Origin of the sequence: Amycolatopsis iheyensis (assembly GCF_024703995.1) — a bacterium.
Taxonomy (GTDB): Bacteria; Actinomycetota; Actinomycetes; order Mycobacteriales; family Pseudonocardiaceae; genus Amycolatopsis; species Amycolatopsis iheyensis.
In genome coordinates this window covers 1-13,883 of sequence record NZ_JAMXQV010000002.1, presented here as the reverse complement: position 1 = coordinate 13,883, position 13,883 = coordinate 1, and the positions used below count along the sequence as shown (strand labels likewise).

Annotated in this window: 10 protein-coding genes; 2 read left to right on the top strand and 8 right to left on the bottom strand. The window is 71.5% G+C overall.

Annotation, left to right across the window (positions count from 1 at the left end; all coding sequences use genetic code 11):
- Positions 1-2: 2 nt before the first annotated feature.
- Positions 3-1,388, bottom strand: a complete 1,386-nt coding sequence (locus M8542_RS03820; protein ID WP_257918582.1) for a sugar porter family MFS transporter — start codon at positions 1,386-1,388, stop codon at positions 3-5.
- Positions 1,389-1,631: 243 nt separating this feature from the next.
- Here M8542_RS03820 and M8542_RS03815 point away from each other — a divergent pair, with 243 nt between their 5' ends.
- Positions 1,632-4,328, top strand: a complete 2,697-nt coding sequence (locus M8542_RS03815; protein ID WP_308210236.1) for a cellulose binding domain-containing protein — start codon at positions 1,632-1,634, stop codon at positions 4,326-4,328.
- Between the two features lie 269 nt (positions 4,329-4,597).
- Here the strand turns inward: M8542_RS03815 and M8542_RS03810 are convergent, their stop codons facing one another.
- The 6 genes from M8542_RS03810 to M8542_RS03785 form a co-directional block, all read right to left on the bottom strand.
- Complete coding sequence (locus tag M8542_RS03810) at positions 4,598-5,599, bottom strand: zinc-dependent alcohol dehydrogenase family protein (RefSeq protein WP_257918581.1); 1,002 nt, start codon at positions 5,597-5,599, stop codon at positions 4,598-4,600.
- 26 nt (positions 5,600-5,625) lie between these two features.
- Entirely contained in the window at positions 5,626-6,327 is a 702-nt protein-coding gene (locus M8542_RS03805; RefSeq protein ID WP_257918580.1) for an HAD family hydrolase, read from the bottom strand.
- Positions 6,324-7,130: a carboxymuconolactone decarboxylase family protein gene (locus tag M8542_RS03800; RefSeq protein ID WP_257918579.1), complete on the bottom strand. Its 807-nt coding sequence runs from the start codon at positions 7,128-7,130 to the stop codon at positions 6,324-6,326. Before M8542_RS03800 ends, M8542_RS03805 begins: the two co-directional genes overlap by 4 nt.
- A 33-nt stretch (positions 7,131-7,163) precedes the next feature.
- Positions 7,164-7,949: an AfsA-related hotdog domain-containing protein gene (locus tag M8542_RS03795; RefSeq protein ID WP_257918578.1), complete on the bottom strand. Its 786-nt coding sequence runs from the start codon at positions 7,947-7,949 to the stop codon at positions 7,164-7,166.
- 29 nt (positions 7,950-7,978) lie between these two features.
- A complete protein-coding gene (locus M8542_RS03790; protein WP_257918577.1) occupies positions 7,979-9,442 on the bottom strand; it encodes a hypothetical protein in 1,464 nt (487 codons plus the stop codon).
- A gap of 115 nt (positions 9,443-9,557) precedes the next feature.
- Positions 9,558-11,054 (bottom strand): cellulase family glycosylhydrolase, encoded by a 1,497-nt coding sequence (locus tag M8542_RS03785; RefSeq protein WP_257918576.1) that lies wholly within the window; start codon positions 11,052-11,054, stop codon positions 9,558-9,560.
- A 420-nt stretch (positions 11,055-11,474) separates the two neighbouring features.
- Here M8542_RS03785 and M8542_RS03780 point away from each other — a divergent pair, with 420 nt between their 5' ends.
- Positions 11,475-12,605, top strand: coding sequence for a cellulose-binding domain-containing protein (locus tag M8542_RS03780; protein ID WP_257918575.1), 1,131 nt, complete (start codon positions 11,475-11,477; stop codon positions 12,603-12,605).
- Here the strand turns inward: M8542_RS03780 and mgrA are convergent.
- Positions 12,602-13,597: an L-glyceraldehyde 3-phosphate reductase gene (gene mgrA, locus M8542_RS03775; protein ID WP_257918574.1), complete on the bottom strand. Its 996-nt coding sequence runs from the start codon at positions 13,595-13,597 to the stop codon at positions 12,602-12,604. The two genes, M8542_RS03780 and mgrA, sit on opposite strands and share 4 nt — an antisense overlap.
- Positions 13,598-13,883 lie beyond the last annotated feature (286 nt).

Here is a 13,883-nt window from a genome sequence, read left to right as displayed (position 1 = left end):
ACTCAGCCCTTGGCCGCGACGCCCTGGCGGGCCCGCAGGTCGAGTTCGATCTGCTCCAGCGAACGGCCCTTGGTCTCCGGGACCAGCCACTTGGTGAGCACGAACAGCACCACGTTGATCCCGGCGAACAGGAACATCGAACCGCCGATGCCCAGAGACTTCGGGTCGGAGATGATCGGGAACACCGCGCTCACGATGCCCGTCGCGGCCCACAGCACCACGCTGCTGACGCCCATGCCCGCCGCGCGGAACTTCAGCGGGAAGACCTCGGACATCATCACCCAGACGACCGCGCCCCAGCCGAGCTCGTAGCCCACCAGGTAGAGCACCATCATCACCAGCATCAGGATGCCGCGCAGCCCGGTGTCGTGGACGTTCAGCACCACGAGCCCGGCCGCCACGAGCGTGATCACCATGATCACGTTGCCGATCAGCAGCAGCGGCTTGCGGCCCCAGCGGTCCACCACGAACACGACCCACGCGGTGAACAGGAACTTCGTCACCCCGAGCAGCACGCCGGACAGCAGCGCCGCCTGCGTGGCGAAGCCGAGGCCGATCAGCATCGTCGGGAAGTAGGCGTTGATCGCGTTGACGCCGCTGAACTGCTGGCCGATCGCGAGCAGCAGCGCGACCACCAGCATCGGCCGCACGAAGCCGGAGAACAGGTCGCGGATGCGCGGCTTCTCTTCGGTGTCCAGGCGGATGACCTCGTTGATCGTCGCGATCTCTTCGTCGAGGTCGACGTTGGAACCGTGCGCGCTCGCCAGGACCCGGCGGGCCTCCGCCTCCTGGCCGTTCTTCACCAGCCAGCGCGGCGTCTCCGGCAGGAACACCAGCCCGAGCAGCAGGACCACCGCGGGGACGATCGCGCCCGCGAACATCCAGCGCCACGCCGAGATCGGGCCGAGCCAGTAGCTGACCAGGAACGCGATCAGGATGCCGAGCACGATGAAGATCTGGTTCAGCGCGCCCATCGCGCCGCGCAACCGGGCCGGCGCCAGTTCGGACAAATACGTCGGCACGGTCGAGGAGGAAAGGCCGATGCCGAGGCCGATGACCAGCCGCGAAACGACCAGCAGCGCGAACGTCGGCGAGAACGTCGCCGCGAGCGTGCCCACGATGACGATGGCCGCGGCGACCATGATGGTGCGGCGGCGGCCGAGGGCTTCGTTGGTGCGACTGGACAACAGGGCGCCGACGATCGCGCCGACCGACAGGCTGGCGGTGATCACGCCCTTGTCCCAGCTGGTCAGCGCCCACAGTTTCCCGATGAACGGGAGCACCCCGGAAATCACGCCGAGGTCGTACCCGAAGAGGATTCCGCCGAGGGCGCCGAAGAAGTACAAGGTGGTCCGGCTGATGTGCCGCGCCGGGGCTGTCTGCGTCATTGCCGGGTCGCCTCTTTCGTAGGTCCAGTCCAGCCAGCGGCACCACACTCACACGCCGCAAAAAGCCGGGCAAGACAGTTGTTGGTAACAATTCAGAAACGTGATTGACGTTCACATATGTGACACTGCTTGCCGTACAACGGTTTTGCGAAATCGTCGAAGTGTTTGACCTGGTCCGACCCCTGGATTAGGTTGCCTCTGGAAGCGCTCCCAGAACGTCGAGACCGACCTGTGGAGGCCACCGTGCGCAGCACGCGTTCCCGCTCACCGAGACGACTGCTCGCGAGCACCCTCGCCCTCGTGGCGCCGTTTGCCGTCGCGGTCACCGTCGACGCACCCGCGGCCCCCGCCGCCGCGGCGGCCACCACGTGGCGCAACGCGGAGATCGGCGGCGGCGGGTTCGTCCCGGGCATCGTGTTCAACCAGACCGAGCCCGGCCTCGTCTACGCGCGCACCGACATCGGCGGCGCGTACCGCTGGAACCCCGCGACCGGCCGCTGGCTCCCCCTGCTGGACGCCGTCGGCTGGGCCGACTGGGGGCACAACGGTGTCGTCAGCCTGGCCACCGACCCGGTCGACCCGGACCGCGTCTACGCCGCGGCCGGGATGTACACCAACAGCTGGGACCCGAACACCGGCGCGATCCTGCGCTCGGCCGACCGCGGCGCCACCTGGCAGGCCGCGGCGCTGCCGTTCAAGCTCGGCGGCAACATGCCCGGCCGCGGCATGGGCGAACGGCTCGCGATCGACCCCAACCGCGACAGCGTCCTCTACCTCGGCGCGCCGAGCGGCAACGGGCTCTGGCGCAGCACGGACTCCGGCGTCACCTGGGCGAAGGTGACCGCCTTCCCCAACCCGGGCACGTACGCGCCCGACCCGAGCGACCCATCGGGCTATTCCAGCGACAACGAAGGCGTCACCTGGGTGACGTTCGACCCGTCGACCGGCACCCGCGGCAGCACCACGCAGACGATCTACGTCGGTGTCGCGGACCAGGCGAACACCGTCTACCGCAGCACCGACGGCGGCACGACGTGGGCGCGCCTGGCCGGCCAGCCCACCGGCTTCCTGGCCCACAAGGGCGTCCTCGACCCGGTCGGCGGCTACCTCTACCTCGCGACCAGCGACACCGGCGGCCCGTACGACGGCGCGAAGGGCGACGTCTGGAAGTACGCGACGAAGACCGGCGCGTGGACGCGGATCAGCCCGATCCCCTCCGGCTCCGCCGACGACTACTTCGGCTACAGCGGCCTGACCGTCGACCGGCAGCACCCGGACACGCTGATGGTGGCGACGCAGGTGTCGTGGTGGCCGGACGTCATCTTCTTCCGCAGCACCGACGGCGGCGCCACCTGGACCCGGATCTGGGACTGGACGAGCTACCCCGACCGTTCGCTGCGCTACACCCAGGACATCTCCTCGGTGCCGTGGCTGGACTTCGGCGTCCAGGCCGCGCCCCCGGTGCCGTCGCCGAAGCTGGGCTGGATGACCGAGTCGGCCGAGATCGACCCGTTCGACTCGAACCACCTGCTCTACGGCACCGGTGCGACGATCTACGGCACCTCGGACCTCACGAAGTGGGACAGCGGCGGGAAGATCACCGTCAAGCCGGTCGTCGGCGGCCTCGAGGAGACCGCGGTCCTGGACCTGATCAGCCCGCCGTCGGGCGCGCCGCTGCTCTCCGGTCTCGGCGACATCGGCGGGTTCCGGCACGACAGCCTGGACGCCGTCCCGGCGACGATGTTCACCTCGCCGGTGTTCACGACCACCACCAGCCTCGACTACGCCGAGCTGAACCCGGCGACGATCGTGCGTGTCGGCACGCTGGACCGCTCCGCCCGGCCGAACGACAACCGGGTCGCTTTCTCCACCGACGGCGGCAAGAACTGGTTCCAGGGCGCGGAACCCGCCGGCGGCGCGAGCGGCGGGACGGTCGCCGCGGCCGCGGACGGCAGCCGGTTCGTGTGGAGCCCGGACGGTGCCGCCGTCAGCTACTCCGTGGGCTTCGGCTCCTCGTGGACGACGTCGAGCGGCATCCCGGCCGGCGCGGTCGTCGAGGCCGACCGCGTCGACCCGAAGCGGTTCTACGGGTTCGCGGCGGGCCGGTTCTACGTCAGCACCGACGGCGGCGCGACGTTCACCGCGACCGCGGGCACCGGGCTGCCGAGCGGTTCGGCGCACTTCAAGGCGCTGCCCGGCGCGTCCGGTGACGTCTGGCTGGCCGGCGGCTCCGGCACGGCGTACGGCCTCTGGCATTCGACCGACTCCGGAGCGTCCTTCACGAAGCTGGCGAACGTGACCGAGGCCGACAACATCGGGTTCGGCAAAGCCGCCCCTGGCCGCGCGTATGCGGCGTTATACACGATCGCGAAGATCGGCGGGGTGCGCGGGATCTTCCGGTCGGACGACGCGGGCGGGTCGTGGACGCGGATCAACGACGACCGGCACCAGTACGGGAACATCGGGGCGGCGCTGAGCGGCGATCCGCGGGTGTACGGCCGGGTGTACGTGGGCACGAACGGCCGGGGCGTCATCGTGGGCGAGTCGGGCGGCACTCCCCCGCCGCCCACGACCACGACAACCACCACTCCGGTCACGACGACCACTCCGGCGCCCTCGGCGTCGTGCACGGCGGCGTACACGGTGACCGGCCGGTGGCAGGGCGGCTTCCAGGCCGCGGTGAAGATCGGGAACGCCGGGAGCGCGCCGGTCACGGGCTGGACGGTGACCTGGTCCTTCGCGAACGGCCAGCGGGTGACGCAGGCGTGGAACGCGGGGGTGACGCAGACCGGCGCGGCGGTGTCGGCGGTGGACGCGGGCTGGAACGCCACGATCGCGGCCGGCGGGAGCGTGGAGTTCGGCTTCACCGGCAGTGCCGGGGCGGCGAACGACGCGCCTGCTTCCGTTGCGCTGAACGGGCGGGCCTGTTCGCCCGCTTGAGACGGGCGAAGGGGGTTTCAACCCACCCCCAGGCGGTTGAAACCCCCTCCCCGCGCCCCCAGTGCGGGCCGTCGACCCGAGCAGCCGCAGCCTGCTCGGGCGATGTCCCGTTGACTATCACTCTCCCGGTTGGGCCCCGGTCGCCGCCATTCCTGTGAAAAGGCGACTTTTTCCGCTGGACACACCCCTGCTGAACAGGAAAAACGTCGTTTCGGGGTGCCGGATCTACCCAGCCGGGGTGGCAAAAGTTACCCGGGGGCGGCAGCCGGTCACGCCGACTCCAGCACGACCTTGCCGATGTGGGTCCCCGACTCCAGGTGCTTGAGGGCGTCGGCGACCTCTTCGAAGGCGAACCGGCGGTCGATTACCGGGCGCAGGCCCGATCGCTCGATGGCGCGGTTCATCGCCTGGAACGTCTCGCGCGAGGCGTTGGTGAGCCCACGCAGGGTGAGCTGCTTGACGAGCACCAGTACCGGATCGGCGGCACCCTCGTGGGTGAGGACGCCGGCGACGCTGACGTGCCCGCCGTAGCGCGCGGCGAGCATCGACTGCCCGATCGTGCCGCCCCCGCCGACGTCGACGACGTGGTCGACGCCGCCGCCGGTCAGCTCGGCCACCGCCGCGCCCCACTCCGGGGTGCTCGCGTGGTTGAGCGTCTCGGCCGCGCCGAGTTCACGCAGCTTCGCGAGCTTCTCGTCCGAACTCGACGTCGAGATCACGTGGGCGCCGCCGAGCGCGGCGAACTGCAGGGCGAAGGTCGACAGACCGCCGCTGCCCAGGGTGAGCACGCTCTGGCCGGGGACGAGCCGGCCCTCCTCGACGACCGCCCGCCACGCGGTGACACCGGCGCTGGGCAGCGTCGCGGCCTCGGCGTAGTCGAGGTGGGCGGGCACGGCGACCAGGGCGTCTTCGGCGAACACGGCGTACTCGGCGAGCACCCCGTCGAGCGTGCCCCCGAGGTCGTCCGCGGTCTTCTCCGGCGTGCCCGGCCCCGACAGCCAGTCCGGGAAGTACGTCGCGGCCACGCGGTCGCCGACCGACCACGCGCGCACGCCGTCGCCGAGCGCGACGACCTCGCCCGCGCCGTCGGAGAGCGGGACGACGTCGGGCTTGACCGGCTTCGGGTAGAAGCCCTTGAGGATCATCAGGTCACGCGCGTTGACCGCCCACCCACGCAGCCGGACCAGGACCTCGCCGGGGCCGGGTTCGGGGGTGTCGCGCTCGCCCAGGACGAGCCCGGCGCCGGGACGGGGCAGGGAAAAACTCTTCACAGCGGCTCCAAGGGTGCGGGTACTCCTCAACCCGGCCAGTGTGTCGAAGTCGCCAGCTCCGCGTCGACGATCTCCAGAAGTCCGGGCGTCAGTCCGGCCGGGGACGTCGCGAAGTGCGTGACGCCGAACCCGGCCATGAACTCGCGCTGCCGCGCGTGTGCCGGGCTCGCCGGGAAGCCGATGAACCCGGCGCCGTGCGCGCAGGCGTCTTCGGCGACCCGGCTGACGTCGTCGACGAAGACGATCTCGTCGAACCCGGCCCCGAGCACGGTCCGGGTGATGTGCTCGACGCCGGGCCGGTGCTCGTTGATGCTCACGTACGGGACCTCGGGGTCGAGCAGGTCCACGAGGTCGCCGAGGTGGCGGTCGAAGGTGTGCTCGCGGGTCCGCCCGCCGTAGCAGACCAGCCGGACCGGCAGCTCGCCCAGCGCCTCGAGGCACTCACGCACGCCTTCGGCGACCCGGATGGGGTGCTGCGCCAGGTACTCCTGCCGCGCGGCCCACAGCTGCTTCAGGGTCTCCTCGGCCGGCTGGTCGAGGCCGCAGAGCCGGGTGACCTTCTCGGCGACGACGATGTCGCGCAGCCCGATCACGTCCCGCTCGGCCGCGGCGTCGTAGACCCCGCCGTGGTCGGTGACGAACCGGGCGATCATGGCCAGGTAGGTGTCGTCGATGAGCACGCCGTCGCAGTCGAGCGCGACCACGCGCAGCTTCTTCAGCGCCGTCACCGCTGCGCGAACACTTCCCGCGCGGCGCCGATGGCGTTGAGCGCGGCCGGGAAGCCGCAGTAGAACGCCAGGTGCAGGATGGTCTCGACGACCTCCTTCTCGGTGCCGCCGACGTTGAGCAGCCCGTGGATGTGCACCTTCAGCTGCGGCAGCGCGGTGCCGAGCGCGACGCAGGCGGCGATCGTGACGATCTCGCGGTGGCGCAGGCTCAGGTGCGGCCGCGTGTAGAGCTCGCCGAAGGTGAACTCGACGATGTAGGTGGCCAGGTCCGGCGCGATGTCCCGCAGCGCGGCGGCGACCTTCTCCCCCGCCTCGCCGTCGACGGCCTTCATCGCGGCCAGGCCGCGCTCGTAGCGGTCCTCGATGCCGGCCCACGGCAGGTCGGCGGGCTCCTCCGCCGCCGGCTCCTCGTCGGGCAGGCTCTCGAACAGCGCCTTGAGCTCGCCCAGCGCGTTGAGCGTGGCGGGGAACCCGGCGAACGAGCTGATCTGGATGGCCGTCTCCACCAGCTGCCGCCGGGTGCAGCCGACGTTGAGCGCGGCCTTGGCGTGGAACTGCAGCTGGGAGCCGGCGTAGCCGAGCGCGATGAGCGCCCCGACCGTCGCCAGCTGCCGGTCGGCGAGCGCGAGGCCGGGGCGGTGGTAGACGTCGCCGTAGATGAACCCGACGCACTCCTTCCCGAACTCGGCTTCGCCGATGCTCTCGAACAGGTCCAGCACGGCCGGCCGGTCCGCGCCGCCGAGCTGCTGGATGAGGGTGAGTCCCTGGGCGAAGGACGCGGAGCGGTCCTGCTCGTCGGACATCGTGGTTTCGTATCCCTTCCGGTGGTCGCCGGCTCAGCCGAGGCAGGCTCGGGTGGCCTGGTCGGCTTTGCGGCGTTCGAGGGCGTCGATGCGCCCCTGGGCGATCATCGAGTACTCGATGACGGCGGTGGCGACCGTGCACCCCTGCTGGCGCACCGCCGTGGTCGCGCGGAACTTCAGGTGGCTCTCGCGGGCGAAGTCGGACTCTTCGATGCGTGACTCGACCGTCGCCGGCAGCGGGAACAGGAAGTCCTGGAAGGACAGGTCGATCCGCTTCCACACCCCCGCGTAGGCCGCCGGGCCCAGGCCGGGCCGGACCGCGGTCTCGAACTGCGCGATGCAGATCTGGCGCATCGCCTCGACGATCACGATGCCCTGGACGTGCTCGCCGGTGTGGTGGTCGAGGATCAGCTCGTTGTCCCGGTGGATGCGCAGGGCGGCCTGGCAGTGCGTGGCCGCAGGACTGTGCACGTCCGCCAGCAGGACGTTCTCCGCACGCTGCTTGTGGACCACCGACGGGGGCTCCGGCGCCTGCCGGAACGCCTCCAGGCCGGCCAGGCACACCGCGATCTCGCTCTTCTCGCCGGCGGCTTCGAGCAGGTCGCCGTCCGTCGCGTCGACGCCCTGGCCGGGGTGGATCACCCAGTGGCAGGCCGCCTCCTCCGCACCCGGCGTCGCGAGCAGCGCCAGCAGGCCGGACACCGTGAACACCTGCTCGCCGCGGGCGAACCGGCGGAACCGGTCGGCCACCACCACGACGTGGCGCCGCGGCCGGTCTTCGAGGGGTGCGTCCGGGCGTGGGAAACCGTGCGGTGCCACGCTCGGCACCTCCATCCGGGTCGGTTCGGTCACCGGCGCGCCGAGGATTGCGCGTCCAGCAGGGCTTCCGCGAGGTTGCGGGCCGTGGCGGCTTCGCGCCAGCGTGGCCCGGCCAGCTCGCCGGCCAGCACTTTCAGCATGGCCCGCACCATTTCCGGCTGCTTGGCGACGTCGGTGGCCAGCAGCGGCTCCACCTGGGCGGCGGCGCCGTCGAGATCGTCGAGCCGCAGGTGCGCCCGGCCGGTGTCGATCCGGATCATCGGGTCCATGGCCTCCCAGCGGCTTTCCAGTGACAGCTTTTCGTAAGCCTCTCGCGCGGTCGAGAACTCGCGCAAGGCCGCGGACGCCTGGCCGACCGAAAGCAGCGACGTGCCGGCCATGTAGTGCCGGCGGTCCTTCGTGATGTTGAAGAACCGGTCCTCGCCGCCGGCGCCGAGCTCCGGGTCTTCGATGCTGGTCCAGCGCGCGATCGCGTCCAGCACCTGCGGCTCGGCCTGCACCGACGACCAGCCGCGGGCCTCGGCCAGGATCAGCGGCGCGTCCGTGAGCCGCCCGCCGACATGGTAGTTGAGCCCGTCGGCGGCCAGCTTCGCCGACTCGACGCCGTTGCCGGACCAGAACGCCACCCGCGCCTGCGACGTGCGCACCCAGCGCCGGGCGAGGAAGTCGTCGGCGTACTGGGTGTAGAGCCAGGCGGCGGAGTTCAGCTCGCGCGAAAGCCAGTACCGGCCGAGGTCGCCGGCGATCCAGGCCATCATCGCGCTGCACTTGGCCCCGACGAGCAGCAGGTCCTGCGTCTGCTTCGGGCGTTGCCGGCCCTTGAGCAGCGACGAGCTCCGCTCCTCGATGACGGCGAGCTGACCGAGGATCGACTCCGGGGCGGTCCGGGTGTAGGCGCCGCCGAGGAAGTCCAGGTCGGACCACAGGTCGTCGAGCTGGACGTCGTCGACGTTGGTCTTGGTCAGCAGGATGGCGTCGTCGAGGGCGCCGGCCCCGATGTCCGCGTCCGGCCGGCCTTCGTCGCGGGGGCTGGTGCGGGCCGGGCGCGACGGCGGTTCCGGCGTGGCGAGCACCGGGGCCGCCGCCTGCTCCGGCTCGGCGTGGTACTCGGCGAGGTCCTTGGCCGGCAGCTGCTCGAGGTCACGCAGGCCGAGCAGGGACTTCCAGCCGGTGCCGTACACCTGGGCCAGCACGCGCAGGGCCGCGACCGTCGGCCGGACGCCGCGCTCGGGCCACTGCTCGTACTCCCAGATGCGGGTGCCGCGCATGCCCGCGCGGGGGTCGCCGGTGACGGCGTTGTAGTGGTGCGCCGCGACGTCGAGCGAGAGCTCGGACGCCAGCCGCCACGCGGTGCGCGGCGGGATCCGGCACTCGACGATCAGGTTCTCCGCGACCCTGGCCGGCATCGCCGCTTCGGGGAAGCCCAGTGCGGCCAGCCGGTCACGCAGCTGTGCACGGTACGGCTTGCTCCCTGGCTTGACCTGTCGACTCATCGTTCATCCAACGACTTCCGGAGTACGGGTGCACCACGACGACAGTACCGCAGCGTTACCGCGGGGGCCCGCGACGTCACGGGCCGGACGCCGCCGGTGGTGCACCCGCCGGAGCTCACCCGGCCGCGAGGAAGTGCGCCCGGATGCCCGCGCCGAACGCGGTCGGCGTCCCGTCGTAGGCCGAGACGAGCGCCGGGCCGGTGGCGCAGTTCCAGGTGTTCCAGGTCCAGCCGAGGTAGGACGCCTGGTGCCGGTCGAGCCAGTCCATCAGGCCGGTGACGTACCCGCTCGCGCAGTCGTTCTCGCCGATCTCCCCGGCCACCAGCGGCACGGCGGCGGCGACCGGCGCGAGCTGGCTGTCCCAGCACGAAGACGAGCTGCAGGTGTTGAAGTTGTAGGAGTGCCAGGACGCGACGAGGTTGCCCGCCGGGTCGGCCGGCTGGTACTGCAGCCAGCCGGTCAGGTCGTTGGCGTAGGCGAGCCCGCCGAGCATGAGCACGTTGGTGGCGCCGGTCGCGCGCACCGCGTTCACCAGCGTCTGCATACCGGCGACCGGGTAGCCGATGCCGGGGCACGCGGAGCCGCCGTCCCGCCAGCACGTCCAGGCCTGCGCCGAGCCGGAGACCGCGCGGTCGAGGTAGGGCTCGTTGAACAGGTCGAGGATCGTGGCGTTGTCGCCCTTGAAGGTGTTCGCGACGGAGGTCCACAGGTCCACCGAGTGCTCGGTGCCGGTCATCGGCTTCTGGCAGGTGGCGTTGACGTCACTGCACGCCGAAGAGCTGCCCGTGTAGACGCCGTGGGTCCAGTGCAGGTCGAGGATCGCGATCAGGCCGTTCCGGTGCAGCAGGTCCACATAGGACTTCAGGGCGGCGCGGTAGGTGGCGCCCGCGTACTCCGGTTTCACGTTCGGCAGGCCCAGCCAGCAGTCCTCGTTGAACGGCACGCGCACGACGTTGGCGTGCCAGCTCTTGATCGCGGCCACCGAGGCCGCGTCCATCGGCCCGTCGAAGAGGCCGTTGCCCTGCACGCACGCGAACTCGCCGCCGGAGCGGTTGACCCCACGCAGCGTCACCCGGGCGCCCGCGGTGTCGGCCAGGTGGTTGCCGGAGACGTGCACCGCGGGCGCGTCGCCGGGTGGTGGCGTGGTCGTGGTGGTCGTCGGGGTGGTCGGGGTCGTGGGGGTGGTCGTCGGCGTGCTGCCGCCGCACGGGGCGCCGTTCACGCTGAACGACGTCGGCGCGGCGTTCGTGCCGCTGTAACCGAAGTTCGCGCCGGCGGACACGGCGGAGTTCGGGGCGATCGTGCCGTTCCAGCTCGCCGGGGTGAGGGTGACGGTCCGGCCCGACTGCGCCCACGTGCCGTTCCAGCCCTGCTGCAGCTGCTGGTCGCCGGTGTAGGCGTAGCTGACCTGCCAGCCCGACAGCGGGGCCGTGCCGAGGTTCTTCAGGGTCAGGGTGGCGGTGAACCCGCTGCCCCAGTCGTTCACCGAGTAGCCGACTTCGCAGGCCGTCGCCGCCGCGGCGGGCGAAGGCGTGCCGAGGGTGAACGCCGTGGTGGCGCCGACGACGGCGAGCGCGCTGAGCGCGCCGAGGAGTGCTGGTCCGGAACGCATCGATCTCTCCTTGGTGCGGGACGAATCATGAGAGCGCTCCCAGCAGCGCAGAAATGTACCTCGCGTCCCGCGCGCTGTAAACCCCGCCGCGATCCCCGGCCGATTTCCCGGATTCCACTCCAACGGCGGCATCCGGCGGCCGCTTCCGGTGGCGCAGGGCGAGCACCTGTTGCCCTGCGCCCCAACGGGTTCGGCCGTTCAGGAGCGTTCAGTGGCGGGACCGGGCCGCGAGCCGGCCGGAAAACGGACCACCGGATGGCGCCGCGTCCGGGTCGCGCTTTACAACGACGACATCCCGGGGTTACCTTTCCGGCGGCTGGAAGCGCTCCCATGCCAGGTCGCCTCGCCAGAACGCGGCCACCCCCAGGGGCGCCGTGGCACCCGCCACGGCGCCCCTGTCCGCGTCCCGGGAGGCCCTCTGTGACCAGGTTCGCCGGCGCCCTCGCCGCCCTTTGCCTCACCGCCGCCGCCGTGACCGCGGCCGTCGCCGCCGAGCCGGCCGCCGCCGCGCCGGCCTGTTCGGTCGGCTACCGGGTCAACCAGTGGCAGACCGGGTTCACCGCCGAGATCACCGTGACCAACGGCGCCACCGCGCTCCCGGCCTGGACGCTCACCTGGCACTACACCGGGACCCAGGCCGTCACGTCCGCCTGGAACGCGACCGTCCGCCAGTCCGGCACCGCGGTCACCGCCGAAAGCCTGCCCTACAACGCCTCGCTGCCCGCCGGCGGCAGCGTCTCGTTCGGTCTCCAAGGCACCTCGACCGGCCCGGACCCCACGGACTTCGCGCTCAACGGCGTCGCGTGCGGGGACACCACTCCCCCGGCGACCACGACCTCGCCGACCCCGACGACCTCCGCGCCGCCGCCCGCGGGGTGCGGCAGCGCGGACCTCTGCGACGACTTCGAACAGCAGACCGGCGCCACTCCGGCCGGCCTCTGGTCGGTCGGCGCGGCGAACTGCACGGGCACGGGCGCGGTCAGCGTCGACACCGCCGTCGCGCATTCGGGCACGCGCTCGGTGAAGGTCGCCGGCCAGGGCGGGTACTGCAACCACGCGTTCTTCGGCACGAGCCTGCCCACGTCGGGCCCGCTCTACGGCCGGTTCTGGGTCCGGCACACGACTGCGCTGCCCGCCGCGCACGTCACGTTCCTGGCCTCGCACGACACCGCGGACGGCGGCCGGGACCTGCGCGCCGGCGGTCAGAACCGGGCCCTGCAGTGGAACCGCGAGTCCGACGACGCGACGCTGCCCGCACAGAGCCCGGCCGGGGTCGCGCAGAGCGTCCCGCTGCCGACCGGAACGTGGTCGTGCTTCGAGTTCGCGATCGACGGCGCCGCCGGGACGCTGCGGACCTGGCTCGGTTCGGCAGCGGTGCCCGGCCTGGTCGTCGACGGCGTCCCGACCGCCGACGTCGACCAGCAGTGGCTCGCCCGGGCCTGGCACCCGGCGCTGACCGACCTGCGCCTCGGCTGGGAGAGCTACGGCGCCGACGCCGACACGCTCTGGTTCGACGACGTGGCCGTGGGCTCCGCGAGGATCGGCTGCTAGCGCGCGACGATCCGGTCGATCTCGGCCAGCTCGTCGTCGGTGAACTCCAGGTTCTTCGTCGCCGCGACGGTGTTTTCGAGCTGCGCGACGCTGCTGGCCCCGATCAGCGCGGACGTGACACGCCCACGTCGCAGCACCCACGCGATGGCCAGCTGCGCCAGCGTCTGGCCGCGCCGCTTCGCGACGTCGTTCAGCGCGCGGATGGTCGCCAGCGTCTCCTCGGTGAGGCGCTCGCGGGTGAGGAACGGGCTCGCGCCGGCCGCCCGGGAGTCGGCGGGGACGCCGTCGAGGTAGCGGTCGGTCAGCAGGCCCTGGCTCAGCGGCGAGTACGCGATCGAGCCGACGCCGTGCTCGTCGAGGGTGTCCTGCAGGCCGTCCTCGACCCAGCGGTTCAGGATCGAGTACGACGGCTGGTGGATCAGCAGCGGCGTGCCGAGCTCCTTCAGCGCGGCGAGCGCGGCCGTCGTCTGCTCGGGCGAGTAGTTCGAGATGCCCGCGTACAACGCCTTCCCCGAGCGGACGGCGGTGTCGAGGGCGCCCATGGTCTCCTCGATCGGCGTCTCCGGGTCCGGGCGGTGGGAGTAGAAGACGTCGAAGTGGTCCAGTCCGGTGCGTGCGAGGCTCTGGTCCAGGCTGGCCAGGAGGTTCTTGCGCGAGCCCCATTCGCCGTAGGGGCCGTCCCACATCAGGTAGCCGGCCTTCGACGACACCAGGATCTCGTCGCGGTACGGGCGGAAGTCCGCGGCGTAGTGCTTGCCGAAGTTGGCCTCGGCCGCGCCGGGCGGCGGGCCGTAGTTGTTGGCCAGGTCGAAGTGCGTCACGCCGAGGTCGAACGCTCGCCGCAGCACCGCGCGCTGGACGTCGAGGGGCTTGTCGTCCCCGAAGTTGTGCCACAGGCCCAGCGACACGGCGGGCAGCTTCAGCCCGCTGCGCCCGGCCCGCCGGTAGGGCATGCCCGCGTACCGGTCTTCGGCGGCGGCGTAAGGCGACATGGTTCTCCATAAGATTGTTGGTGTTCAGGACGGGATGTTCTGGATGCCCAGGGCGATGGGGTGTGGCTGATGGTTTTCTGCCCCGTCAGGTGGCTTACGAGGAGTGGCCGCCCTGTCGTTCTGGACGCCCTGGCCGCTGATTGAAATCTGCGCTCGGTCGCTGTTTATGGAGATGCAGGCGGGTCGTCCACGGGTTGATCCGGGAAGACAGGAGGACCGGCCGGATGGCCGTGGGCAAGATGTGGGTAGGCATCGACGTCGGCAAAGGCTTCCATCACGCGTGCGC